Here is a 24,316-nt window from a genome sequence, read left to right on the forward strand (position 1 = left end):
TTATGCGGGCTTCTTAAAGATGAACATGATCTCGCTGGTCGTACCCCCGGCTTCGTAGCTCGGGGTGCTCACCAGTTCCCAACCGTCCATGCCAAAATTGAGGAGAGCTTGATCCACCGTGATCTCGGCGGATTCACCCTTCCACGTGTAGCGCAGCAAGCCGGCTTGCAGTGTCGCGGTCTTGTAAAGCCAGCGACTGCTCACCGCAGCGACCCCACGAACCGCTCGAAGAGGTACAGGCTGTCCTGCGGCCCCGGCGACGCCTCCGGGTGATATTGCACCGAGAATGCCGGTCGATCGGTCAGCTCCAGCCCTGCGTTCGAGCCGTCGAATAGCGACACGTGCGTCTCGCGGACGTTGGCGGGCAGCGAGTCCCGTTCGACCGCGAAGCCGTGGTTCATGCTGGTGATCTCGACCGCGCCGTCGGACAGGCGCTTGACCGGATGGTTGGCGCCGCGATGGCCCTGGAACATCTTGGTCGTCGTCGCGCCGACAGCGAGGCCGAGCAACTGATGCCCCAGACAGATGCCGAACAGCGGCTTGCCGGTGTCGAGCAACTGCCGGATCACCGGCACCGCATAGTCCCCGGTCGCCGCGGGATCGCCGGGACCGTTGGACAGGAAGATGCCGTCGGGGCCGAGCGCCATCACCTCGTCGAACGTCGCCGCGGCGGGCAGCACCGTGACCTTCGCGCCGGCATGGACCAGATTGCGGAAGATATTGTGCTTGCTGCCGTAATCGATCGCAACGACATGCGGGCGCTCGCCCTCGTCGGCACCGGCGTAACCGAAGCCGAGCCGCCACGGCCCGCCCTCGCGGCCCTCGCCCCACGCATAATGCGTCGCGGTGGAGACGTCCTTGGCGAGGTCCATCCCCTCCAGCCCGGGCCAGCCCTGTGCCATCGCCAGCAGCGCGTCGAGGTCGAACTCGCCGCTCGCCGAATGCGCGACGACGCCGTTGGGCGCGCCACCCGCGCGGATGCGGCGGGTCAGCGCGCGCGTGTCGATCCCGGCGAGGCCGATCCGTGCATGGCGCTGCATCCAGCCGTCGAGCCGCTCGACGCTGCGGAAGTTCGACGGCGCGGTCACGTCCTCGCGAACGATCATGCCGAGCGCGTGCGGCGCGTCCGCCTCGATATCGTCGGGATTGGCGCCGACGTTGCCGATGTGCGGGAAGGTGAAGGTGATGATCTGCCCGGCGAAGCTGGGGTCGGTCATGATCTCCTGATAGCCGGTCATCGCGGTGTGGAAGCACACCTCGCCGACCGCGGCGCCTTCCGCCCCGAAGCCGCGACCCCAGGCCACATCACCGTTGGCGAGGACCAGAACACCCGTCGCGCCGTCAGGCTTCGCAGGCATGGCAATGGGCTTGGCGTCGGCCATGGCTTGGCGGGCACTCCTACAGATTTCGTCTATGTCGCTAAGTGGCGCCCGCTAGACCCCTGCCCCCCTCAGGTCAACCGGTTCACGGGCGGCCGTTCCTCCGCTAGGCTCGGTCGCTTCCAGTGTTTCTTCGAGAGCTTCCCCATGATTCGCGACGACATCAAGGCCGCCCAGGTCACCGCCATGAAGGCCGGCGACAAGGAATCGCGCAATGCAATCAGCCTGATACAGGCCGCCATCAAGAACCGCGACATCGAGCTGCGGACCAGCGGCAACACGCCCGACGACGATGCTCTGGTGGTCGAGGTGTTGCAGAAGATGGTCAAGCAGCGCCGCGAATCGATCGCGATGTACGAGACCGGCGGCCGCCAGGAACTCGCCGATGCGGAAAAGGCCGAGGTCGCGGTGATCGAACGCTTCCTCCCGGCACAGATGAGCGAGGCGGACACCACCGCCGCGATCCTCGCGATCAAGGACGAGCTCGGCGCTACGGGCATGAAGGACATGGGCCGGGTAATGGCCGAACTGAAGGCGCGCCATGCCGCCAGCCTCGACATGAGCAAGGCGAGCGGCTTGGTGAAGGCGACGCTGTCCTAAGCATCCACGCGAAGCCGCGACGAAGATCGGTGCACGCGGAGGCGCGGAGGGAAGAAGGGTTGGTTCGCGCAGAGGCGCAGAGGTGTCGCGCCTGTAAACGCGACACCTCCCCCTCATTCGTCACCCCGGCGAACGCCGGGGCCCATGGTTGCGGTGAGGCCCGAGGTTGCGCGCCACCGCTCCACCAGCGCGTCCATGGGTCCCGACGTGCGTCGGGATGACGAATGGGGGCAGCGGCAGCTCTCTCTACCGTGAGGCGATCACGCCCCCTCCCCATACGCAACACCTCCGCGCCTCCGCGCCTCTGCGCGAACCAACCTTCTTCGTCTCTTCGCGCCTTCGCATCTTCGCGTCTTCGCGCGAAACACCCCCAAACCGACTTGCCGAAAGCCGCCGCAGCGCGCATGGTAAAATCACGGCATGAGTCTCTCCCCTGCCTTTCTGGACGAACTGCGTGCCCGCACGTCGTTGTCCGCTTTGGTCGGCAAGACGACCAAGCTGCAGAAGGCCGGCCGCGAGATGCGCGGCTGCTGCCCCTTCCATAACGAGAAGACCCCGTCCTTCTACGTCAACGACGACAAGGGCTTCTATCACTGCTTCGGCTGTTCCGCGCACGGCGACGCGATCAAGTGGATGACCGACCAGCGCGGCCTGCCGTTCATCGATGCGGTCAAGGAACTGGCGCAGGCCGCCGGCATGGAGATGCCCGCGCAGGACCGCGCCTCCGCCGCCAAGGCCGAACGCGCCAAGGGCCTGCACGAGGCGATGACCGACGCCGCGACCTGGTTCACCGAGCAGCTCAACGGCATCGGCGGCGCCGAGGCACGCGCGGTGCTCGCCAAACGCGGCATCACACCCGAAACCGCCCGCGCCTTCGGCATGGGCTTCTCCCCCGACAGCCGCGGCAAGCTCAAGACCGCGCTCAAGGACTATGGCGACCCCGCGCTGGTCGAATGCGGCCTGCTGATCCAGGTCGACGGCAAGGAGCCCTACGACCGGTTCCGCGGCCGGCTGATGATCCCGATCCGCGACGCGCGCGGGCGGACGATCGCTTTCGGCGGCCGCGTCATCGGCGAGGGCGAACCCAAGTACCTCAATTCCCCGGACACGCCGCTCTTCGACAAGGGTCGTACGCTTTACAATCTCGACCGCGCCGCGCCTGCCGCGCGCAAGTCGGCGCGCATCCTCGTCGTCGAAGGCTATATGGACGTGATCGCGCTGGCGCAGGCGGGGATCAACGACGCCGTCGCCCCGCTCGGCACCGCGCTCACCGAGGCGCAGCTCGAACGGCTGTGGCGGATCAGCGACGTGCCGATCCTCTGCCTCGACGGCGACAGCGCCGGGCAGAAGGCGGCGTTGCGCGCCGCGCATCGCGCGATGCCGATGCTCGGCAACGGCCGCAGCCTCGCCTTCGTCACTTTGCCCGAGGGCCAGGACCCCGACGACCTCGTCCGTGCCGGCGGTCGCCAGGCGATGGAGGCGCTGCTCCAGCAGCCGCAGCCCTTGGTGGAGCGCTTATGGCAGAGCGAGGTCGCCGCCGGCCCGCTCGACACGCCCGAGCAGCGCGCCGGGCTCAAGCAAAGGCTGCACGAACTCGCCGCGACGATCGCCGACCCGTCGGTGCGCAAGGAATATGAGAACGAGTTCAAGAACCGCTTCTACGAGCATTTCGCGCCCAAGCGCCGCACCTTCACCCCCGCCGCTCCGCGCGCGCAGGGCAAGCGCGGCCCCGACGGCCAGTGGAAACAGCCGATCGCGCCGCCGACCGACGACGTGAAGGCGTTCCACGCCGCCGGCATCGATCCGGTCATCGCCAAGGCGATCCTCGCCGGGCTGATCCGCCACCCGGTCGAGATCGCGCGGCATATGGAGGTGCTCGGCAGCCTCAAGCTGATCGGCGGCGCACTCGGCCGGCTGTTCGAGGCGGTGGTCGACGTCGCGCTGGAGGACCAGGCGCTTGATAGCGCGCGTCTGCGCACCATATTGGCGAAATCCGGTTTCGATGCGATCGCAAGCGATTTGTTGAGAGCCGATACGATGCCCTATTCGTTCACGCAAAGCGGCGGCGATCCCGCCCGCGCCCGTGCCGACCTCGACGAAGCGATCGCCATCATGGTGGCGCGCCCGGAAGTCGACATGGCACTCGGTGAAGCGACCGCCTCGATGCAGGCGCACTTCACCGCCGAGGCGTTCGAACGACAAGTGGCGTTGGTGAAAGAGAAACAGGGCTTGGAGCTTCGACTTGCAAATCTGGTGCAGTCGAACGAAGACGCCCGATCGTTTGGATCCGAGGGTAATTGATGGCGAAGGTTAACGGTAACGGTGGCGATGAGGGTGCGGACGTGACCGACGCGCCGCTGATCGACCTCAATGACGCCGATATCAAGAAGCTGGTCGCCCGCGCCAAGAAGCGCGGCTACATCACCTACGACCAGCTCAACGAGGCGCTGCCCCAGGATCAGATGTCGTCCGACCAGCTCGAGGACATCATGTCCGCGCTGAACGAGATGGGCGTCAACATCGTCGAGAACGAGGAAGCCGGCGAGGACGGCGACGAGAAGGAGCAGGCCGAGGACGACGAGGCCGAGCCCGTCGAGGCCGACGGCGACGGCTCCGCCGCCCCCGCGCTCGAGACCAAGAAGAAGGAGACCGTCGATCGTACCGACGATCCGGTCCGCATGTACCTGCGCGAGATGGGCGCGGTCGAGCTGCTCAGCCGCGAGGGCGAGATCGCCATCGCCAAGCGGATCGAGGCGGGTCGCGACACGATGATCCTCGGCCTGTGCGAATCGCCGATCACCTTCAACGCGATCATCGACTGGTCGACCGCGCTCAACGAGGGCACGATGCAGCTGCGCGAGATTCTCGATCTCGACGCGATGCTCTCCAAGGGTCCGTCGGCCGAGCAGGTCGAGGGCGCCGAGGACGATGAATCGGGTGAGATCAGCGAGAAGACCGCCGGCGCCAGCTTCAAGGAAGAGGAAGAGCCCGAGGAGCCGTCGGCCGACGAGGACGACGAATCCGGCGAGGGCCGCGTGCCGCGTCCGTCGGACGACGAGGACGAGGACAATACGCTCAGCCTCGCGCAGATGGAGGAGACGCTCAAGCCGCAGGCGCTCGAGCGGTTCGCCAACATCACCGCGCTCTACAAGAAGTTCAGCAAGATCCAGCAGGCGCGCCTCGACGCGATGCAGGCCGGCGGCGAGCTGTCCGCCGCGGACGAGCGCAAATATCAGAAGCTGCGCGAGGACCTCACCGCCGAGGTCGAGAGCGTCCAGTTCCATAATGCCAAGATCGAATATCTCGTCGATCAGCTCTATGCCTTCAACCGGCGCCTGACCGCGCTGGGCGGCCAGATGCTGCGCCTCGCCGAGCGCCACAAGGTCAGCCGCAAGGACTTCCTCGACCGCTATGTCGGCCACGAGATGGACGACACGTGGCTGCAATCGGTCGGCAAGCTCGACAAGAAGTGGACCGCCTTCGCCACCAACGAGGCCGATGCGGTCGACCGCATCCGCGGCGAGATCAGCGAGATCTCGCAGCAGACCGGCATGGCGCTCACCGAATTCCGCCGCATCGTCAACATGGTGCAGAAGGCGGAGCGCGAGGCGCGAATCGCCAAGAAGGAAATGGTCGAGGCCAACCTGCGCCTCGTCATCTCGATCGCCAAGAAATACACCAACCGCGGGCTGCAATTCCTGGATCTCATCCAGGAGGGCAACATCGGCCTGATGAAGGCGGTCGATAAGTTTGAATATCGCCGCGGCTACAAGTTCAGCACCTATGCGACCTGGTGGATCCGGCAGGCGATCACCCGCTCGATCGCCGATCAGGCGCGGACGATCCGCATTCCGGTGCATATGATCGAGACGATCAACAAGCTGGTCCGCACCAGCCGCCAGTTCCTGCACGAGCAGGGCCGCGAGCCGACGCCGGAGGAGATGGCCGAACGGCTGTCGATGCCGCTCGAGAAGGTGCGCAAGGTGATGAAGATCGCCAAGGAGCCGATCAGCCTCGAAACGCCGATCGGCGACGAGGAGGATTCGCACCTCGGCGATTTCATCGAGGACAAGAATGCGGTGATCCCGGTCGATGCGGCGATCCAGGCGAACCTCAAGGAGACGGTCACCCGCGTCCTCGCCAGCCTGACGCCGCGCGAGGAGCGCGTGCTGCGCATGCGCTTCGGCATCGGCATGAACACCGACCATACGCTCGAGGAAGTCGGCCAGCAGTTCAGCGTGACACGCGAACGCATCCGCCAGATCGAGGCAAAGGCGCTGCGCAAGCTCAAGCACCCGAGCCGCAGCCGCAAGATGCGCAGCTTCCTCGACCAGTAACGCCGCCGACGGTTGCGATTGCGAAGGGGCCGCCGGAGACGATCCGGCGGCCCCTTCCATTTGGATCGACGGACGCGGCCGAGGCCGGGACCGCGCCACCATCCGACACAACCGACGCTAGGCTGGCCTGAGCGCCGCCAGCGCGGGCGCCAACAGCCCCTCCAGTTCGACGCGCGATGCACCGTCCCGCGCCTGGAACGAGATCGCCTGCATGATCCCATGATAGAAAGCGGCGAGTTGCGCCGGATCGCTATCCGGCGCGAGTTCGCCCTCATCGATCCCGCGCATCAATCGCGCCTGCAGCAACGCCACCGTCCGCCGCCGGGCGACCCGCAGATAGTCGCAGGCGCCGGATACGCCGGGCTGGCCATGAACCACGCCGAGGATCAGCAGGCACCCCGCCCCCCCATTGGACAACGCGACATCGATGCTTTCGGCGAGCACGCCGGTAATCGCGGCATGCACGGTAGGCGCCGCGAGCGCGATCATCGGCCCCGATCCGATCGTCGCGATATACAGATCGACCGCCTCGCGGAATGCCGCCTCCTTCGATCCGAATGCGGCGTAGAAGCTCGGTGGCGTCACCCCGATCGTGGCGGTCAGGTCGTTGAGCTGCGCACCGTCATACCCCTTCGCCCAGAACACCTCCATCACGCGGCGTAGCGCGATGTCCCGGTCGAAACTGCGCGGGCGTCCCCTCGTCGCCATACAAATCCTTTCTGTAGCGTAATTTATATAATCTCTTGACGCCTCGCCGCAAGCGCCATAGCTTTTCTATAAACCTCGATACAGAAATAGGTGTCTTGTCATGACCGGGACCATGTCGACCATCGCTGTCGCCGCCCCCTCGCCCGTCTCATCGCGCGCGATTCCGCCTGCGGTGTGGCTGCTGGCGATGACGACCTTTGCGATCACCAGTTCGGAATTCATGGTCGCGGGGATGCTGCCGATGCTCGCGCGGGCGTTCGACGTTTCGATCGGATCGATCGGTTATCTCATTTCGCTCTACGCGCTCGGCATGGCGGTCGGCGGACCGTTGGTCACCGCACTGCTCCTCCATCTCAAGGTACCGCACCGACGCGGGCTGCTATGGCTGCTGGCCCTGTTTCTCGGCGGCAGTCTGATCGCGGCGACCGCGCGGGGCTATCCGGCGATGGCGATCGGCCGGATCATTCAGGGTGTGGCGAGCGCCGGATATTTTGGGGTCGCCCTGACGATCTGCGCCGAACTGGTCGCCCCCAATCTGCGCGGCCGGGCGGCGTCCTATGTGCTGGCGGGGCTGATGCTCTCTCCGGTGGCGGGCGTGCCGACGCTTGCGCTGATCGCAGGGGCGGCGGGGTGGCAGGCCGCGTTCTGGACGATCGTGGCGGTCACGCTCGTCTGCATCGCGTTGATCGCCACCGGCCTGCCCGCCTCGCCCCCCGACGCGGATATCGATCTGGGACGAAGCGCCGCCGCATTGCTGTCCGCGCGACTGTGGGCGGTCTATGCAACGAGCGGGCTCGTCATCGGCGCGACCTTCGCGGCATTCAGTTATGTCGCGCCGATCTTCACCACCGTGACCGGACTGTCGCCACGCTCGATCCCGTTGCTGCTTGCCGGCTATGGCGTGGCCAACATCCTCGGCAATATCGTCATCGGACGGTTCGCCGATCGCTTCACCATCCTCATACTGGCGTCCGGACTGGCCACGCTGGCCGCGGCGCTGGCGGTCTTGGCGCTGTGCGCCACGCTGCCGGCGGTGGCGATCGCCGCGTTCCTCGTCATCGGCCTCGTCGGCGTGGCCCTCAATCCGGCGATGGTCGCGCGGGTGATGCGCGCCGCGCATCCGGGGCCGCTGGTCAACAGCCTGCACACGTCGGTCATCACCGCGGGGCTGGCGCTCGGCACCTGGGCGGGCGGCGCGGCGATCGATCGCGGTTATGGCCTCACCGCGCCGCTCTGGGTCGGAGTCGCGCTGGCGATACTGGGTCTGCTCAGTCTCGCCCCGCCCTCGCTCCGCCGCGCATGACGGTCACCGATCCACGTCGTGGAACGGTATCTTTTCATCGAGATGTCGGACGCGGCGGCTGCGGTGCGGAAGAAGGAAATGCGCTGTCCTACAGGACGCCGCCTTGCTACCATTAAGCCGCTCTTTCCCATCGCCGCATCATCGTGTTCCCGAGCACAAGCGATCCAGCCGCTGCTCGACTTACACATCAAAACGGAAACGATAAGAGTGCATCGTCTCCGTTAAGGTGTCCATCTTGTCCACGTTGCCGCAATTCGGCCACATTCCGCCGGTCCTATGTTGCGCCGATCGACGCCCGCTAGACCGTCAATATAGCCGCGTGACGACGTTGCGAGAACACCGCGAGAGACGTTCCCGGCTGCGCAATCAAGGATCAAAGCAGATCACTTTAGCGTAAACCTTTCCTGCTTCTGATATTAAAAATTTCAACGTGCCTGACGTTCGCCGAGAGCTACGGCATAGAACCGCGCTATAATACAAGGCGTAGGACACAAGAAGCGGGGCACATCGTGCAGCGATTATTCATGCGATCTAGTCTGTTACTTGCGCTGGCCGGATGCGGCGGCCAGGCAGGCAGTGATTACATCGGGACCTGGTCGAGGCACTCGGAATCCCGGCAGGCAAATTTTGGAAGCGGCGAGACCGTTGATATCATCCGCGACACGCTGACGATCGAACGCAACGGCGACGGCTATCTGCTCCATCATAAGCGCACCTTGACCCAAGGTGGCGATAAGCCCTTTGCCTATCCGGAAAACAAGGAGCCAGCCGTGCTCAAAGATGCAGAACTTCAGGTCGCTGGCGGGCTCGGCGCGTATGTGCTCGATAAGAAGACGGGCCATCTCGTCCCACCTGACGGAAGCGGAGACTATACGCGGGCTGGCCAATCCTCGCCCAAGAGCTGAAACCCGGCGCAGCGGGTAAGCTATCCGTCCTCCGAACTTCGCTATTGATAGGCACTCGCAAGACTGTTTATAAGGCGCCCCATGGCCGCTCCGACGACCCCCCGATGCTGATGCAGGCGAGCCCGCCCTGCCCGACCCCGACGCCGGCCGCGACGGCCCGCTGGTCGATGGTCGCGCGCTGCTTCACCGCATTGGTCGGCGGTTACGGCGCCGCCGCGGCGCTCGCCACGCTCCTCGCCCGGCTGCTGCCGATCGACCGGGCCGAGGCGACCGCGCTCGGCATGATTCTTTCCGTCCTGCTCTACGCGCTCATCGGGCTGTGGTGCTTCCACGAACCCCGACTCGGCCGGGTCGCCGCCTGGACATGGGGTCTGGCGATCGGCGGCGGCGCGCTGGTCTGGCTGCTCGGGTTGCGGCCGTGAACGGCAATCTGCGGCAGAATATGGCGTGGATCCACGGCTGGCTCGGGCTCGTCGCCGGCTGGATCCTGTTCGCGATGTTCCTGACCGGCACCGCGAGCTATTTCCGCCCGGAGATCACCCGCTGGATGCAGCCCGAGATCGCGGCGGCGCCGGTCCCGGCCGCCACCGCCGCTCGCAGCGCGGTCGCCTATCTGCAAACCGTCGGCGCCGACGATGCGGCCTGGTACATCCTGCTGCCCAACGAGCGCGACGTCGTCACCCGCGTCTACGCCCAGCCCAACGCCAAGGCGGTCGCCAAGCCGCGCCGCCGCGAGGAACTGGTGCTCGACGGCGCCACCGGCCGGCCCGTCGCAGGGCGCGACACCCGCGGCGGCGAGCATTTCTACCGCTTCCACTTCCAGCTGCAATTGCCTTACCCCTGGGGGCGCTTCCTCGCCGGCCTGTGCGGGCTGTTCATGCTCGGCGCGATCATCTCGGGCGTGGTGACGCACAAGCGCATCTTCGCGGACTTCTTCACCCTGCGCTGGAACAAGGGGCAGCGCAGCTGGCTCGACGCACACAACGTCTCCGCCGTGCTGGCCCTGCCCTATCATGCGGTCATCACCTATACCGGCATCATCACGCTGATCGCGATGTACATGCCATGGCCGGTCACTACCAATTACGCCAAGCCCGAAGACTTCTATAACGCCGCTTACGGCATACCGGCGGAACAGCCCGCCACCGGGCGCGCCGCGCCGCTGGTCGCCGTCGCGCCGCTCGTCGCCGATGCCGAGCGGCGCTGGAGCGCGCCGGCGGCACGGATCGTCGTCAGCAACCCCAATGATGCCGCCGCCACCGTCACCGTCTATCGAACGCCCCGCGCCTCGCTCAACGCCCGCGGCCCCTCGCTGACCTATGCCGGCAGCACGGGCGAGCTGATCGCACAGGCCGGCGATCCCGGACCGGCGCTTGCCACCGCCGGGGTGATGCTCGGATTGCACGTGGCGCAATTCGCCGGACCCGCGCTGCGCTGGACGCTGTTCGGGCTCGGCCTGACCGGCGCGGCGATGGTCGGCACCGGGCTGTTGCTGTGGACCGCGGCGCGGCGCCGGCCGAACGCCAGACCGTTCTTCGGTCTGAAGCTGGTCGAGCGGCTCAACATCGCCACGATCGTCGGCCTGCCGGTCGGCATGGCCGCGTTCCTGCTCGCCAACCGCTTGATTCCAGCCGATATGGCCGCGCGCGCCGATTGGGAGGTCAAGGCAATGTTCTGGACCTGGGCAGCGGTGGCGGTCGGCCAATTCGCCCGCCCCGCCCGCCGCGCCTGGCCCGAGGGCTTCGCTCTTGGGGCACTGGTCTTCCTCGCGATCCCAATTGCCGACGCGATCACCACCGGCCGCGGCCTGCCCGGCTCGCTGCTCGCCGGCGACTCGCTGTTCGCCGCCTTCGACCTGGCGATGCTCGCCATTGCGCTGCTGCTCGGCGTCGCGAGCTGGCGCGCCGGCAAGCCGCCGCGTCAGGTCCCCCGCCGCACCCGCCAAGCCGAGACGATCCATGCCTGAGACCATCCTGCTCTCCGCCACCGCCTGGCTGCTGTTCGCCGGCGCCTCGTTCCGCTTCCGGCGGGAGGCCGGGACGAACGGGCGCGGCGACGTCCGCCTGCTCCGTATCGTCGCATCGGCGTTGCTCGCGATCGCGCTGCTCCATTGCGGCGCGCCGCTGACCGGCGAACGCTGGGTCCACCTGCTGACCGGCGCGTCGATCGGCGCGGTGCTGGTGGTGCTGGCGCTGTCGGCGCAGCCGGTCCATGCGATGGCGCCGGTGCGCTGGCTGCTGCTCGCCAAACGCCGTGCGATCGCCCCGATCAAGGCGATGCTGCGGCCGCAGACAACCGCCAACGGCTGACGCAAAAAGGGCGCGGGAGGAAGCCTCCCGCGCCCTGTCTGTCACCGGTAGCGGCGGATCACTCCGCGGCGACGCTGCCCTTGGCGGGACGCGTGTCGCGACGCTCGGCGATACGCGCCGACTTGCCGGTGCGGCCACGCAGATAATAGAGCTTCGCACGACGCACGGCGCCCTTGCGGACGACGTCGATCGAATCGAGGTTCGGCGAATACAGCGGGAAGACGCGCTCGACGCCCTCGCCGAAGCTGATCTTGCGCACGGTGAACGACGAGCCCATGCCCTTGTTCGACCGCGCGATGCACACGCCTTCGTAATTCTGGACGCGGGTGCGCTCGCCTTCGACCACCTTCACGCCGACCTTCAGCGTATCGCCGGGACGGAATTCGGGGATCGCGCGCTTCGCGGTCAGCTTTTCGATCTGCTCGGCTTCGAGCTGCTGAATGAGGTTCATGTCTTCAGTCCTTCGTTCGCCGCGCGCCAGAGGGAGGCTGGACCCGAGCACCCTCATGGCGCTCCCACAGGTCCGGCCTCCGTAGCCGTGTATCGGTCTCGGCCTTCGACTTGCGCCAGGCCGCGATCCTCGCATGATCCCCCGATCGCAGCACTTCGGGGATCGTGCGCCCTTCCCAATCGAATGGTCGGGTATATTGCGGATATTCGAGCAGCCCCGTTTCGAAGCTCTCGTCCACACCGCTTGAAGCCGCGCCCATTACGCCGGGGAGCAGGCGAATGCAAGCATCGAGCAGCACCAGCGCGCCCATCTCGCCGCCCGACAGGATATAGTCGCCGATCGACACCTCCTCGATCTCGCGGCCCTCGAAGATGCGCTCGTCGAACCCCTCGAACCGGCCGCACAGCACGATCACGCCCGGGCCGGCGGCGATCTCACGCACGCGCGCCTGCGACAGCGGCCGGCCGCGCGGCGTCATCGCGAGGATCGGGCGATCGTCGGCGACGCTGTCGACCGCGGCGGCGAGCACGTCGGTGCGCAGCACCATACCCGCGCCGCCACCCGCGGGCGTGTCATCGACCGAGCGATGTTTGTCGGTGGCGAAGTCGCGGATCTGGACCGGCTCACAGCGCCACCCCCCTTCCCGCAACGCTCGGCCGGCGAGCGACACGCCGAGCGGGCCGGGGAACATCTCCGGGTAAAGCGTCAGGATCGTCGCGGTGAAGGTCATCGGGTCCAGTTTTCCACGCGCAGGCCGGGGATATCGGCGAAGTGACGGGTATTGTTCGTAACGAGCGTCAGATCGAGCGCGAGCGCATGCGCTGCGATCAGTCGATCGAAACTATGGCGCTGGAAGGGCATCGTTCCGGCCAATTTGGCATAGCTTTCTGCCGCGGCACGACCAAAGTCATGGACGGCGAGCACACTGACAAAAATATCCAGCCTTGCCTCGTCGCCAGGATCGGCCTCCGGTCGAGCGGCTCCGTAGCGCAACTCGGCAAGCGTGATGGCGGACAGGCTCATACCCTGCCCATTTCTCGCACGAATACGCGCGCGCAGCACGTCGCTGCGCGCCTTCGCGAAATCGATACAGACGTTGGTGTCGAGCAGGTACATACGTCAGGCTGCCGCGCCTCGCGTCGGGCCGACGCTCCAGTCACGTTCACCCTGCTCGATATCGCCGCGCCCGTCGGCCATGAAGCCCGGCGAGAAGGCGCCGTACAGGCTGTCCAGGACCGTGGCGGCATTGCTATGCCGCCAGAACGTGCACGATCCGTCGCCATGGGTCACCAGCGTGACGTCATCGCCTTCGCTCAGCCCCACGCCCTTCGGCAGGCGCAAGGCCATCGAGTTGCCGGATTTGAACACCTTGGCGCGATATTCGTTACTCATGACGGCCTCCGTATACACGGGATGTATATACATGACGATACAGGTGCAAGATTGATCGACGATTGCATCATCATCGGCGCCGGCCCCGCGGGGCTGACCGCCGCCATCTATCTGGCGCGCTTCCATCTTTCGATCCGTCTGTTCGACAGCGGGTCGAGCCGGGCGGCGATGATCCCGTGTACGCACAACCATGCCGGCTATCCCGAGGGTATCGCCGGCAAGGACCTGCTCGGCCTGATGCTCGCGCAGGCGGAGAAATATGGCGCGCGGCGCGAGGAGAAGAAGGTCACCGCGATCGAGCCCGACGGCAAGACGTTCGTCGTGGTCACCGATCACGGGCGCTATCGCGCGCGGACGGTGCTGCTGGCGACGGGGGTGGTCAACCATCGCCCGAACATCCCGCCGGCGGTGCACGATCCGGCGCTGGAACGCGGCCTGTTCCGCTATTGCCCGATCTGCGACGGCTATGAGGTCACCGACAAGCGTGTCGGCGTGATCGGCACCGGCGACCACGGCATGCGCGAGGCGCTGTTCCTGCGCGGCTATACGCGCGACGTCACATTGATCTCGCCCGAGGCGGAGCATCTGCTCGACGACGCCTGCGCGGCGAAGCTGGACGAGGCCGGCATCGCCCGCGTCCAGGGGCCGTGCGGCGGCTGGGCGATCGAGGGCGAACAATTGGCGGTCGACACCGCGCGTGGGCGGATGGCGTTCGACAGCGTCTATCCGGCGCTGGGATCGCGTATCCGGTCCCGGCTCGCGGTCGCGGCCGGTGCCCGTGCCACCGACGAAGGCTGCCTGGAGGTCGACGATCACCAGCGCACCACCATCCCCGGCCTGTTCGCCGCCGGCGACGTCGTGAAGGGGCTCGATCAGATCAGCCATGCGATGGGCGAGGCCGGGGTCGCAGCGACGACGATCCGCAATCTGCTCAGCGAGCGCCAGCCGATCCGGCGCTGATGTTGGACGACATGGACAAGATGGACACCTTAATGGAAACGATCCACTCCGATCGTTTCCATTTCTGTGGTGATCGCGATCGTTCGATGAGAAAGAGCGAGCGGGGTATAGCAGAATAGGGAAGTGTAGGACAGCGTGGGGGAGGCGCCGCCCCATCGAGGGGGCGATATCGCATGAGCTGCGGTGGAGACGCACACTCGGCCGTCACGGGAGATTCGTCACCCCGGACTGGTTCCGGGGTCCACGCTGCGGCGAGGAGCAATGCCTGAGATCCAGCCGTTCTCTTGCGGCCCGGTGGATCCCGGAACAAGTCCGGGGTGACGGCTATCATGAGAAACCCGGGCGGACCTCACCGCCGTGAAAGAGGTCGCGCGTCACTCGACGAAGTCGGCGTTCACCACCAGCCGGCCGGCGTCCCATTCGGGCACCGCGTCCGCGTTCATCGGGACCATGAAGCGTTTGCCGTCTGGCCGTTCGATCTCGAGCACGTCGCCCGCGCCGAAATTCTCGATCAGCACGACCTGACCCAGTGCGCTGCCGTCGGTGGAGACGGCGGGCAGGTTCAGCAGATCGGCGTGATAATATTCTCCCTCGGCCAGCGGCGGCAGCGCCGAGCGCGGCACGGTGAGTTCGGTGCCGCGCAACGCCTCGGCGGCGTTGCGGTCGACGACCTCGGCGAAGCGCACGATCAGGCCGTTGTTGCCGGCCTGCGCCGATTTGAGCGTCAGCGCGCCATGGTTGAAGCTCTTGTAGCTGCCGAAATCCTCGGCGAAAACCTTGAGGCGCACCTGGCCGTTCACGCCATGTGCGCCGATCACCACCGCGAGCGTGACGCTGGGCTCAGCCCGGCGATCCGCCGTCTCCTGCTGGGGCATCATCGTCTCCCTCTGCGGGCTCGGTCGCCGACACGCCCTGGTTGGTGGCGTCGTCGGTGGCAGCGTCGTCGAGGTCGTCGGCGGCGGTGCGGGGATCGGGTGGAACGGCCATGATGCGTCAACTCCTTCGCTGGGAAGAGGTCAACGCATCACGGCCGGCTTTCGATGCTTACGCCTCGGTGGTCTCGGCGTCGGCGGCCGGAGCCTCCTCGGCGGCCGGGGCGGCGGCGGCGGCCGCTGCGGCCTCTTCCTGCGCCTTCAGCTTCTCGGCACGCTCCTCGGCGCGCTCGGTCGCCTTCTCGCCCGGCTTGCCCTTGTTCGGGTTCGAGCGGGCGGCGCGCTCACGCACGCCGGCGACGTCGAGGAAGCGGGCGACGCGGTCGGTCGGCTGTGCGCCGTTCGAAAGCCAGTACTTCGCACGCTCGGCGTCGAGCACGATGCGGTTCTCGGCGTCCTTGGCGAGGAGCGGATTGTAGTTGCCGATCTTCTCGATGAACTTGCCGTCGCGGGGCGAGCGCGCATCGGCGACGACGATGCGGTAGTAGGGACGCTTCTTGGAGCCACCGCGCGACAGGCGAATGCTGAGTGCCATTGTAGATATTCCTTCGTTCTAAGTCGGTTACGTTGATCTGTTATTTCTTCTTGAGAAGATTTTCGAAGCCGGGGGGCAATTTGGGCATGCCATCCTGACCGCCGCCGAGGCCGGGGAGACCCTTGGGCAGCCCGCCGCCGGCCCCACCCCCGGCTTTCTCCATCATGTCGCCGAGACCGGCGCCGCCGAGGGCATTGCCAAGGCCGCCCATGCCACCCTTGCCGAGCATCGCCATCATGCCCTTGAGGCCGCCCATTTTCTTGATCTTCTTCATGGCGGTCGACATTTCCTGATGCATCTTCAGGACCTTGTTGACCTCCTGCACCGTCGTGCCGGAGCCTTTGGCGATGCGGATCTTGCGCTTGGCGTTGATGAGTTCGGGCTTGGCGCGCTCTTTCAGCGTCATCGAGCCGATCATCGCTTCCATATGGATGAGCATCTTGTCGCCGCCCGCGGTGGCGAGCGCGCCTTGCGCCTTCTTCATCCCCGGCATCATGCCGGCGAGCGCGCCGAGGCCGCCCATGCGGCGCATCTGCTGCAGCTGGCCGCGCAGGTCGTTCATGTCGAACTGACCCTTGGCGAGCCGCGCGGTCATCCGCTCGGCGTCTTCCTGCTGGATCGATTCGGCGGCGCGCTCGACGAGGCTGACGACGTCGCCCATGCCGAGGATGCGGCCGGCGACGCGGCTGGGGTGGAAGGCCTCGAGCGCGTCGAGCTTTTCGCCGGTGCCGGCAAACTTGATCGGCTTGCCGGTGACGGCGCGCATCGACAGCGCCGCACCGCCGCGCGCGTCGCCGTCCATCCGGGTCAGCACGACGCCGGTCAGCGGCACCTGTTCGGAGAAGTTCTGCGCGACGTTGACCGCGTCCTGACCGGTCAGCGAATCGACGACCAGCAGGATTTCCTGCGGCGTGGCGATCTCCGCCACCGCCTTCATCTCGTCCATCAACGCCTGATCGACGTGCAGGCGACCCGCGGTGTCGAGCATCAGCACGTCGAAGCCCTGGAGCTTCGCGGCCTGGAGCGCGCGACGGGCGATATCGACCGGCTGCTGGCCGGCGATGATCGGCAGCGTCGCCACCTCGATCTGCGTACCCAGCGTCGCGAGCTGTTCCTGCGCATTGGGGCGATTGACGTCGAGCGACGCCATCAACACCTTCTTGCGCTCGCGGGCGACGAGGCGCTTGGCGATCTTGGCGGTGGTGGTCGTCTTGCCCGAGCCCTGCAGGCCGACCATCATCACCACCGCGGGCGGCGTGACCGACAGTTCGAGCTCCGACGCGTCGGCGCCGAGCATCTCGACCAGCGCGTCGTTGACGATCTTGACGACCTGCTGCCCCGGCGTGACCGAGCGCAGCACGTTCTGGCCGACCGCCTGTTCGGTGACCTTGTCGACGAAGCTGCGCGCCACCGGCAGCGCGACGTCGGCCTCGAGCAGCGCGACGCGCACTTCGCGCATCGCGGTCCGCACATCGGCCTCGGTCAGCGCGCCACGGCCACGCAGACGGTCGAATACTCCGCCTAGCCGGTCGCTCAGACTGTCGAACATCGCCTCGAAACCCTCATCAAGCCACGCAACGCAAAAGACGCCGGCGGGCGAAACCTCGCCGGCCAGCGTGCACCCGTGGGCGCTTCATCGATCGCATTCCGTGGAGGAACGTGCGGGGGGCTTAGGGGAAATCGCGGCGGGGCGCAAGGTTGGTGGATTTGGGGGTGGGTGGCAACGCGTGGATGTGGGCTTGCCCCCCGGGCCCCTGCCCCTTTTCGTCATCCCGGCGGACGCCGGGATGACGAAGGTGGGAGGCGCGTTACCAGCCGGCGTCGGGCTGCGCGAGATACGCCTCTTCTTCTGTCGTCGACTCGCGTCCCAGCGCGGCGTTGCGACTGGGGAAGCGCCCGTACTTCACGATGACGTCGCGATGGTCGCGGGCGAAGGCGAGGTTCTCCGCAATCCCCAGCGCCTCGAACTTCGCCACCGACAGGTCCTGCATCGCGAGGTCTTCGGCGTGCATCAGCGGCATGTAGAGGAACACCCGCCGCTCGGGGGGATAGCGATCCTCCCAGCCGTTGCCGATCGCGAGCCGCGTCAGTTCGAGCGCGAGAGCGTCGGCTGCGAACGCCTCGGCCGACCCGCGATGCAGGTTGCGCGAGAATTGGTCGAGCAGGATGATCGCCGCGAGCAAAGCGTCGGGATCGTCGCGCCACCCCTCCGCCCGCGCGCGCAGCACGCCGTCGCGCATCGCGCCGAACCGGTCGGCGATCGTCCGGTCGAGCGCGTCGTCCTTCGCGAATTGCTGTTCGCCGGTCAGCCCGAACCAGAAGTCGAGCACCGCCGCCGCCATGTCATGGACTTGACCGCCTTCGTTGACTAAATCGCCCGCCATGTCTGCTCCCGCGCCAGAGGTGATCTCCCTCGGCTGCCGCCTCAACATCGCCGAGAGCGAAACGATCCGGACGCTCATCGCCGGGCGGGATACCGTGGTCGTCAACTCCTGCGCGGTGACCAATGCCGCGGTCAAGGCGACGCGGGTCGCGATCCGCCGTGCCCGCCGCGCGCGGCCCGGCGCCGAGCTGGTCGTCACCGGCTGCGCCGCGCAGCTCGATCCCGCGGGCTTCGCGGCGATGCCCGAGGTCGACCGGGTGATCGGCAATGGCGAGAAGCTACTGCCCGCCGCCTGGAACAGCCTCGCCCCCGTGGTGGTCGGCGACATCATGGCGCTGCGCGAGACCGCGCCGCATCTGGCCGCGAGCTTCACCGGCCATGCCCGCGCCTTCGTCGAGGTGCAGAACGGCTGCGACCATCGCTGCACCTTCTGCGCGATCCCGTTCGGGCGCGGCCCGAGCCGGTCGGTGCCGGCGGGCGCGGTGGTCGAGCGGATCGCCGGGCTGGTCGACGCCGGCCATGCCGAGGTGGTGCTGACCGGGGTCGATTTGACCAGCTACGGCCACGATCTGCCCGGCGCGCCGACGCTGGGGATGCTGGTCGAGCGGATCCTGCGCCATGTGCCGAAGCTGGCGCGGCTGCGGCTGTCGTCGCTCGATTCGATCGAGATCGACGAACGCCTGTTCGAGCTGGTCACCGGCGAGGCGCGGGTGATGCCGCACCTCCATCTCTCCTTCCAGGCGGGCAACGACCTGATCCTCAAGCGGATGAAGCGACGGCACAGCCGCGCGCAGGCGGTGGCGACGGTGGCGCGGCTCAAGGCGGCACGGCCGGATATCGCGATCGGCGCCGACCTGATCGCCGGCTTCCCGACCGAGGACGAGGCGATGTTCGCCGATACGCTGGCGCTGATCGACGATGCCGATATCGTCCACGGCCATATCTTCCCCTATTCGCCGCGTGCCGGCACGCCCGCGGCGCGGATGCCGCAGGTCGCGGCGGCGGCGATCCGGGCGCGCGCCGAGCGGTTGCGCGACGCGGCGGCGCAGCGCAAGGCGGCGTGGCTGGCGGCGCACGTCGGATCGGTGCAGCAGGTGCTGCTCGAACGCCCCGGCGACCGCGGCCATGCCGGCAATTTCGCGGAAGTACGGCTCTCCCCCTCCCCCGTTCGGGCTGAGCCTGTCGAAGCCCTGCGCTCCACGGGCGTGACGCCCGCGGATGGCAGCCCTTCGACAGGCTCAGGGCGAACGGGAACGATCGCAGAGTTGCGCATCACCGCCGCCACCGACTCCCACCTTCTAGGTACGATGATATGAGCACCACCCCCACCTGGCACGAGCGGCTGCTCGGCGGCTTCAGGAAGACCTCGGACCGGCTGGTCGGCAATCTGGCGGGCCTCGGCGGCGCGCGGCTCGACGACGATACGCTCGACGAGGTCGAGGAGGCGCTGATCGCCTCCGACCTCGGCCCCTATACCGCGGGCAAGATCCGCACCCGGCTCGCCGAGGGGACGTTCGAGCGCAACATGGAGGAGCTCGGCATCCGCCTCGTCGTCGCCGAGGAGGTCGAGAAGACGCTGGCGCGCGTCGCCACCCCGATCGAGGTGACCGCCTTCCCGCGGCCGCAGGTGATCCTCGTCATCGGCGTCAACGGCTCGGGCAAGACGACGACGATCGCCAAGCTCGCGCATCTGCTGATGGAACAGGATTACGGCGTGATGCTGGCGGCGGGCGACACCTTCCGCGCCGCGGCGATCGGCCAGTTGCGCACCTGGGCGGAGCGGGTCGGCGTGCCGATCGTCACCGGGCCGGAGGGCGGCGATGCCGCCGGCGTCGTCTGGGACGCGGTCAAGAAGGCGACCGAGACCGGCATCGACGTGCTGATCGTCGACACCGCGGGCCGCCTGCAGAACAAGCGCGAGCTGATGGACGAGCTCGCCAAGATCCGCCGCGTGCTGGGGCGGATCAACCCGGCGAGCCCGCACGACGTCGTCCTCGTCCTCGATGCGACGACGGGCCAGAACGCGCTCAGCCAGATCGAGGTGTTCAAAGAGGTCGCCGGGGTCACCGGCCTCGTGATGACCAAGCTCGACGGCACCGCGCGCGGCGGCGTGCTGGTCGCGGCGGCGGAGAAATACGGGCTGCCGATCCACGCGATCGGCGTCGGCGAAGGGATGACCGACCTCAGGCCGTTCGACGCCAACGAGGTGGCGCGGATCATCGCCGGCGTGGACCAAGGGGTGCGCAAGTGAGCGGCGGCACGACGCAGCAATCCCCCGGCCTGCGGATGGGGGTCGAATACGGCCCGCTGCTCGTCTTCTTCGCGGTCAATTTCCTGTTCCCCGCGAGCCTCGCGATGCGGATCGTCGCGTCGGGGACGGGCTTCCTCTCCGATCTCGACCGCGCCGGCGCGCTGGTGATCGCCAAGGTGATCGTCGCGACCACCGCCTTCGTCATCGCCACCGTGATCGCGATGGTCGTGTCCAAGTCGAAGCTCGGCACGATCTCGCCGATGCTGTGGATCTCGGGCGGGTTCGTCGTCGTGTTCGGCGGGCTCACCGTCTGGTTCCACGACCCCAAGTTCATCCAGATGAAGCCGAGCTTCGTCTACGGCATGTTCGCCGCCGTGCTCGCCTTCGGGCTTATCACCGGGCGGCCACTGCTGCAGGGCCTGCTCGGCACCGCCTATCCGGGGCTGAATGCGCAAGGGTGGCGCAAGCTGACGCGCAACTGGGCGCTGTTCTTCGTCGCCATGGCCGCGCTCAACGAGGCGGTGTGGCGGAATACCAACTGGGACTTCTGGGTCGGGTTCAAACTGTGGGGGGCGATCCCGCTCACCCTGCTGTTCGCCTTCGCGAATATCCCGATGCTGCTGCGGCACGGGTTGAAGACGGACGACCCGCAGGCGGGCATCCCGCCGGAGTGAAAATCCTCCCCGTCACGGGGAGAGGGACCGCCGGCGAAGCCGGTGGTGGAGGGGGATCGCCACGCAGCACACCGTTTGCGGAAACCCCCCTCACCAGCCTGCGGCTGGTCCCCCTCCCCGCCAAGCGGGGAGGAGCTGATGGTTACGCCGCGTCGAAGCGCTTGCCGGCCTCGTCCCAGTTCACCACGTCCCACCACGCCTTGAGATAGCCCGGCCGGTCGTTCTTGTAGGTGAGGTAATAAGCGTGTTCCCACACGTCGTTGCCGAGGATGGGCGTACCCTTGTCCTTGGCGTCGTCCATCAGCGGATTGTCCTGATTGGGCGTCGAGGTGACCTTGAGCGCGCCGCTCGAATCCTTGATGACCCAGGCCCAGCCGGAGCCGAACTGGCCCGCACCCTTGGTGTTGAAGTCTTCCTTCAGCTTGTCGAGCCCGCCATAGGCGTCGATCGCGTCCTTGAGTGCGCCCGACGGCTGCGTCGAGCCCTTGGGGCCCATGATCTTCCAGAAGAAATCGTGGTTCCAATAGCCGCCGCCATTGTTGCGGACGAGCGGCGGCAGCGACGAGATGCGGCCGAGGATGTCCTCGATCGACAGACCTTCGAGGCTGGAGTCGGCGGCGACGCCCTCGTTGAGCTTCGCGGTATAGGCTGCGTGATGCTTGTCGTGGTGGAAGGTCATCGTTTCCTTGGAGATGACCGGTTCCAGCGCGTCATAGTCATACGGCAGCGGCGGCAGTTCGAATGCCATGGGAAAGGCTCCTCTTCGATAGGGACGGTGTCGTCCCCGCGTTAACGCAAAAGCCGGCCTAACGCTCCCGCCCCGTTACGCAAGCGTCACGAACCCGTCGCGTTGATCAGTTCGTGTCGCCGCAGCGCGTGGCGGAGCTGGTCGTAACTGAGGCCGAGCGCCTCGGCGGTGGCGCGCTGGTTGAAGCGATGCTCGGCGAGCGCGCGGGCGAGCAATTCGCGTTCGAAGCTGGCGACGCGCGACTTGAAGTCGGACGGGCCGGCGTCGCAGGCGGCGACCGGACTGTCCTCGGGCTCCTGCCGGTTGGGTGCGGGCGCGTCGGCGGCGGGCGCCTTGCTTGGGCCGCCACCGGGGCCGCCTTGTGGCCGGAACGGCGAAGCGAAGGGGTCGATCTCGATTCCGTCGACCGGACCGTCGCTCTCCCAGCGATAGACCGCGCGCTCGACGACGTTGCGCAACTCGCGGACGTTGCCGGGCCAGCGGTAATTGTGGAGCTGGTCGAGCGCGCGCGGACCGAAGCCGGGCCAGCGGTCCCAGCCGATCTCCGACGCCATCCGCCGGCCGAAATGGTCGGCGAGCACCGCGATATCGCCCGAACGCGCGCGCAGCGGCGGCAGCGTCACCACTTCGAACGAGAGCCGGTCGAGCAGATCGGCGCGAAACTCGTGGCGATCGACCTTGTCGGGCAGATGCTCGTTGGTCGCGGCGACGATGCGAACGTCGACCCGCAGCGGCCGCGACGACCCGATGCGCGTCACCTCGCCATATTCGACCGCGCGCAACAACCGGTCCTGCGCCGCCATCGACAGCGTCCCCAGTTCGTCGAGGAACAAGGTGCCGCGATGCGCCTCCTCGAAACGGCCGGTGCGCGCCTTGGTCGCGCCGGTGAAGGCGCCCGCCTCATGGCCGAACAATTCCGCCTCGATCAGCGACTCGGGAAGCGCCGCGCAGTTCATCACCACCAGCGGCTGGTCCCAGCGCGGCGACAGGCGATGGAGACGCTCGGCGACCAGCTCCTTGCCGGTGCCGCGCTCGCCGATCACCAGCACCGGCCGGTCGAGCGCCGCCGCGCGGCTGGCACGTTCCAGCGCGTCCAGAAAGGCGCCCGATTGGCCGATGACCTGCGACGTTCGTTCCATCGCCAACATCTGGCGGAAAACGCCAACGTTACGCAAGCGTTCATCCGTGTTTTACAAACATAAGACACGATCAAAGCACGCAAATCCGCCATTTCTTGAATTGGCACGCTCCCTGCAATGATCCTGGCATACCGCCACAAGGTGGTGACAAGGTTCAGAATTCAGGAGGTTTCCATGTTCAAGTCCGAGATCGCTCGCAAGCTCGCCGCCATCGCCTGCACCGTCCTGTTCAGCGCCACCTGCGTCGCTGGCGCGGTCGGCCCGGCGACGGGAGGGAGCCAGAGCGTGACGACCGCCCGCCAGACGGCGTAAAGCGGTTCCAAACCGGGGCGCACGCCAAACCGCCCCGGCCCGTATTCAGGAGCACCGATACCGATGGGCATTTTCTCCCGCACCCGTGACATCGTCGCCGCCAACTTCGCCGACCTGCTGGAAAAGGCCGAAGATCCGGCGAAGATGATCCGGATGATCATCCTCGAAATGGAGGAAACCCTGGTCGAGGTTCGCGCCTCCGCGGCGCGCACGATCGCCGACCAGAAGGAGATGCGGCGCCATATCAGCAAGCTGGAACAGCTGCAGGACAGCTGGACCGAAAAGGCAGAACTGGCGCTGAGCAAGGACCGCGAGGACCTCGCCAAAGCGGCGCTGGTCGAGAAGCAGAAGGCCGCCGACATGGCCGAGCAGCTCAAGATCGAGGTCAAGGTGCTCGACGATGCACTGCGCGCGTCGGAAGAGGATATCGCCAAGCTGCAGAAGAAGCTGACCGAGGCGCGCACGAAGCAGTCGAACGTCCAGACCCGGCTGGAGAGCGCCAACAACCGCTACCGCCTGCGCGAGATGTATTCGGGGCCGAAGACGCACGAGGCGTTCAGCCGCTTCGACATCCTCGAACGCCGCGTCGACGACGCGGAGGGCCGTGCAGAAGCGCTGGGCCTGGGCGCGCCGAAGAGCCTCGAGGACGAGATCGCCGAGCTGCGCGCCAGCGACAAGGTCGACGCCGAGCTCGCTGCGCTCAAGGCGCGCATGAAGAAGGAGGATTGAGATGGACTTCGAAGGAGTTCTGGCGATCTTCCTAGCGCTGATCGGCCTGCCGTGGCTGATCTTCCACTACATCACCAAGTGGAAGCAGGCGCCGAAGATCACCGACGAGGACGAGAAGCTGCTCGACGAGATGTTCAATCTCGCCCGCCGCCTCGAAGACCGCCTCAACACCGTCGAGCGGATCGTCGCCGCCGACAATCCGGACTTCAAGCCGGGCCTCAATGCCCCGCACCAGTCCACCCCTTACCAGATCGACCGGAGGAACTGAG

The 24,316-nt window shown here is 67.0% G+C and carries 29 protein-coding genes; 15 read left to right on the forward strand and 14 right to left on the reverse strand.

Going from position 1 to position 24,316, the window contains the following annotated elements:
* Both AC07U4_RS05870 and carA read right to left on the reverse strand, forming a co-directional pair.
* On the reverse strand, nt 1-204 hold the full coding sequence (locus tag AC07U4_RS05870) for a DUF4177 domain-containing protein (protein WP_038660871.1): 204 nt from the start codon (nt 202-204) through the stop codon (nt 1-3).
* Complete coding sequence (gene carA, locus AC07U4_RS05875) at nt 201-1,382, reverse strand: glutamine-hydrolyzing carbamoyl-phosphate synthase small subunit (protein WP_137898935.1); 1,182 nt, start codon at nt 1,380-1,382, stop codon at nt 201-203. The genes AC07U4_RS05870 and carA overlap by 4 nt, the downstream gene beginning before the upstream one ends.
* A 144-nt stretch (nt 1,383-1,526) precedes the next feature.
* Between carA and AC07U4_RS05880 the strand changes: the two genes are divergently transcribed.
* The 3 genes from AC07U4_RS05880 (at nt 1,527) to rpoD (ending at nt 6,316) form a co-directional block, all read left to right on the forward strand.
* Nucleotides 1,527-1,979 carry a GatB/YqeY domain-containing protein gene (locus AC07U4_RS05880; protein ID WP_495194747.1) on the forward strand — a complete coding sequence of 151 codons (453 nt, stop codon included), beginning with the start codon at nt 1,527-1,529 and terminating at the stop codon, nt 1,977-1,979.
* Between the two features lie 420 nt (nt 1,980-2,399).
* A complete protein-coding gene (dnaG, locus tag AC07U4_RS05885) occupies nt 2,400-4,280 on the forward strand; it encodes a DNA primase (protein ID WP_495194748.1) in 1,881 nt (626 codons plus the stop codon).
* Nucleotides 4,280-6,316 (forward strand): RNA polymerase sigma factor RpoD, encoded by a 2,037-nt coding sequence (gene rpoD, locus AC07U4_RS05890; RefSeq protein ID WP_137898933.1) that lies wholly within the window; start codon nt 4,280-4,282, stop codon nt 6,314-6,316. The genes dnaG and rpoD overlap by 1 nt, the downstream gene beginning before the upstream one ends.
* Before the next feature lie 117 nt (nt 6,317-6,433).
* Here the strand turns inward: rpoD and AC07U4_RS05895 are convergent, their stop codons facing one another.
* The gene (locus AC07U4_RS05895) at nt 6,434-7,024 is read right to left on the reverse strand and encodes a TetR/AcrR family transcriptional regulator (RefSeq protein WP_495194749.1); all 591 of its coding nucleotides are present in this window, start codon (nt 7,022-7,024) and stop codon (nt 6,434-6,436) included.
* 112 nt (nt 7,025-7,136) lie between these two features.
* Here AC07U4_RS05895 and AC07U4_RS05900 point away from each other — a divergent pair, with 112 nt between their 5' ends.
* The 5 genes from AC07U4_RS05900 to AC07U4_RS05920 all read left to right on the forward strand — a co-directional run bounded on the left by AC07U4_RS05900 (nt 7,137) and on the right by AC07U4_RS05920 (nt 11,541).
* Nucleotides 7,137-8,327, forward strand: a complete 1,191-nt coding sequence (locus tag AC07U4_RS05900; protein WP_495194750.1) for an MFS transporter — start codon at nt 7,137-7,139, stop codon at nt 8,325-8,327.
* 524 nt (nt 8,328-8,851) lie between these two features.
* Nucleotides 8,852-9,232, forward strand: a complete 381-nt coding sequence (locus tag AC07U4_RS05905; RefSeq protein ID WP_495194751.1) for a hypothetical protein — start codon at nt 8,852-8,854, stop codon at nt 9,230-9,232.
* 104 nt (nt 9,233-9,336) lie between these two features.
* Nucleotides 9,337-9,654: an iron transporter gene (locus tag AC07U4_RS05910; RefSeq protein WP_137898930.1), complete on the forward strand. Its 318-nt coding sequence runs from the start codon at nt 9,337-9,339 to the stop codon at nt 9,652-9,654.
* The gene (locus tag AC07U4_RS05915) at nt 9,651-11,198 is read left to right on the forward strand and encodes a PepSY domain-containing protein (RefSeq protein WP_495194752.1); all 1,548 of its coding nucleotides are present in this window, start codon (nt 9,651-9,653) and stop codon (nt 11,196-11,198) included. Before AC07U4_RS05910 ends, AC07U4_RS05915 begins: the two co-directional genes overlap by 4 nt.
* On the forward strand, nt 11,191-11,541 hold the full coding sequence (locus AC07U4_RS05920; RefSeq protein ID WP_137898928.1) for a hypothetical protein: 351 nt from the start codon (nt 11,191-11,193) through the stop codon (nt 11,539-11,541). The genes AC07U4_RS05915 and AC07U4_RS05920 overlap by 8 nt, the downstream gene beginning before the upstream one ends.
* Before the next feature lie 58 nt (nt 11,542-11,599).
* Here AC07U4_RS05920 and rplS read toward each other — a convergent pair whose 3' ends face one another.
* From rplS to AC07U4_RS05940, 4 genes are read right to left on the reverse strand one after another with little or no spacing between them, the layout of a single operon-like run.
* Nucleotides 11,600-11,992: a 50S ribosomal protein L19 gene (rplS, locus tag AC07U4_RS05925; RefSeq protein WP_495194753.1), complete on the reverse strand. Its 393-nt coding sequence runs from the start codon at nt 11,990-11,992 to the stop codon at nt 11,600-11,602.
* 4 nt (nt 11,993-11,996) lie between these two features.
* The gene (gene trmD, locus AC07U4_RS05930) at nt 11,997-12,722 is read right to left on the reverse strand and encodes a tRNA (guanosine(37)-N1)-methyltransferase TrmD (RefSeq protein WP_495194754.1); all 726 of its coding nucleotides are present in this window, start codon (nt 12,720-12,722) and stop codon (nt 11,997-11,999) included.
* Nucleotides 12,719-13,108 carry a type II toxin-antitoxin system VapC family toxin gene (locus tag AC07U4_RS05935; protein WP_495194755.1) on the reverse strand — a complete coding sequence of 130 codons (390 nt, stop codon included), beginning with the start codon at nt 13,106-13,108 and terminating at the stop codon, nt 12,719-12,721. The genes trmD and AC07U4_RS05935 overlap by 4 nt, the downstream gene beginning before the upstream one ends.
* A 3-nt stretch (nt 13,109-13,111) precedes the next feature.
* Nucleotides 13,112-13,384 carry an antitoxin gene (locus AC07U4_RS05940; RefSeq protein WP_038666638.1) on the reverse strand — a complete coding sequence of 91 codons (273 nt, stop codon included), beginning with the start codon at nt 13,382-13,384 and terminating at the stop codon, nt 13,112-13,114.
* A gap of 54 nt (nt 13,385-13,438) precedes the next feature.
* Between AC07U4_RS05940 and AC07U4_RS05945 the strand changes: the two genes are divergently transcribed.
* Nucleotides 13,439-14,344 (forward strand): NAD(P)/FAD-dependent oxidoreductase, encoded by a 906-nt coding sequence (locus AC07U4_RS05945; RefSeq protein ID WP_495195018.1) that lies wholly within the window; start codon nt 13,439-13,441, stop codon nt 14,342-14,344.
* Between the two features lie 374 nt (nt 14,345-14,718).
* Here the strand turns inward: AC07U4_RS05945 and rimM are convergent, their stop codons facing one another.
* The 5 genes from rimM to AC07U4_RS05970 form a co-directional block, all read right to left on the reverse strand.
* Nucleotides 14,719-15,219 (reverse strand): ribosome maturation factor RimM, encoded by a 501-nt coding sequence (gene rimM, locus AC07U4_RS05950; protein WP_495195019.1) that lies wholly within the window; start codon nt 15,217-15,219, stop codon nt 14,719-14,721.
* Nucleotides 15,185-15,331 carry a hypothetical protein gene (locus tag AC07U4_RS05955; RefSeq protein ID WP_169742523.1) on the reverse strand — a complete coding sequence of 49 codons (147 nt, stop codon included), beginning with the start codon at nt 15,329-15,331 and terminating at the stop codon, nt 15,185-15,187. The genes rimM and AC07U4_RS05955 overlap by 35 nt, the downstream gene beginning before the upstream one ends.
* Nucleotides 15,332-15,388: 57 nt before the next feature.
* Nucleotides 15,389-15,811 carry a 30S ribosomal protein S16 gene (gene rpsP, locus AC07U4_RS05960; RefSeq protein WP_495180683.1) on the reverse strand — a complete coding sequence of 141 codons (423 nt, stop codon included), beginning with the start codon at nt 15,809-15,811 and terminating at the stop codon, nt 15,389-15,391.
* A 40-nt stretch (nt 15,812-15,851) separates the two neighbouring features.
* Nucleotides 15,852-17,360, reverse strand: a complete 1,509-nt coding sequence (gene ffh / locus AC07U4_RS05965) for a signal recognition particle protein (RefSeq protein WP_137898922.1) — start codon at nt 17,358-17,360, stop codon at nt 15,852-15,854.
* 259 nt (nt 17,361-17,619) lie between these two features.
* Entirely contained in the window at nt 17,620-18,195 is a 576-nt protein-coding gene (locus AC07U4_RS05970) for a DUF924 family protein (RefSeq protein WP_495194756.1), read from the reverse strand.
* Here AC07U4_RS05970 and mtaB point away from each other — a divergent pair.
* Genes mtaB through AC07U4_RS05985 form a run of 3 tightly spaced genes read left to right on the forward strand, consistent with a single transcriptional unit; the run spans nt 18,194 to nt 21,119 of the window.
* Entirely contained in the window at nt 18,194-19,510 is a 1,317-nt protein-coding gene (mtaB, locus tag AC07U4_RS05975; RefSeq protein ID WP_495194757.1) for a tRNA (N(6)-L-threonylcarbamoyladenosine(37)-C(2))-methylthiotransferase MtaB, read from the forward strand. The two genes, AC07U4_RS05970 and mtaB, sit on opposite strands and share 2 nt — an antisense overlap.
* Nucleotides 19,507-20,445: a signal recognition particle-docking protein FtsY gene (ftsY, locus tag AC07U4_RS05980; protein WP_495194758.1), complete on the forward strand. Its 939-nt coding sequence runs from the start codon at nt 19,507-19,509 to the stop codon at nt 20,443-20,445. Before mtaB ends, ftsY begins: the two co-directional genes overlap by 4 nt.
* A gap of 35 nt (nt 20,446-20,480) precedes the next feature.
* On the forward strand, nt 20,481-21,119 hold the full coding sequence (locus AC07U4_RS05985) for an inner membrane-spanning protein YciB (protein ID WP_495195020.1): 639 nt from the start codon (nt 20,481-20,483) through the stop codon (nt 21,117-21,119).
* Between the two features lie 142 nt (nt 21,120-21,261).
* Here AC07U4_RS05985 and AC07U4_RS05990 read toward each other — a convergent pair whose 3' ends face one another.
* The gene (locus AC07U4_RS05990) at nt 21,262-21,867 is read right to left on the reverse strand and encodes a superoxide dismutase (protein WP_137898920.1); all 606 of its coding nucleotides are present in this window, start codon (nt 21,865-21,867) and stop codon (nt 21,262-21,264) included.
* Between the two features lie 86 nt (nt 21,868-21,953).
* A complete protein-coding gene (pspF, locus tag AC07U4_RS05995; RefSeq protein ID WP_137898919.1) occupies nt 21,954-23,006 on the reverse strand; it encodes a phage shock protein operon transcriptional activator in 1,053 nt (350 codons plus the stop codon).
* 174 nt (nt 23,007-23,180) lie between these two features.
* On the opposite strand from pspF, the gene AC07U4_RS06000 reads away from it, so the two are divergent.
* The 3 genes from AC07U4_RS06000 (at nt 23,181) to pspB (ending at nt 24,315) form a co-directional block, all read left to right on the forward strand.
* Nucleotides 23,181-23,318: a hypothetical protein gene (locus tag AC07U4_RS06000; protein WP_169742524.1), complete on the forward strand. Its 138-nt coding sequence runs from the start codon at nt 23,181-23,183 to the stop codon at nt 23,316-23,318.
* A 63-nt stretch (nt 23,319-23,381) separates the two neighbouring features.
* The gene (gene pspA / locus AC07U4_RS06005; protein WP_038660919.1) at nt 23,382-24,047 is read left to right on the forward strand and encodes a phage shock protein PspA; all 666 of its coding nucleotides are present in this window, start codon (nt 23,382-23,384) and stop codon (nt 24,045-24,047) included.
* On the forward strand, nt 24,043-24,315 hold the full coding sequence (gene pspB / locus AC07U4_RS06010; protein ID WP_038660922.1) for an envelope stress response membrane protein PspB: 273 nt from the start codon (nt 24,043-24,045) through the stop codon (nt 24,313-24,315). Before pspA ends, pspB begins: the two co-directional genes overlap by 5 nt.
* Nucleotide 24,316 lies beyond the last annotated feature (1 nt).

The organism is Sphingomonas sp. GW821-FHT02B09, from assembly GCF_059421875.1.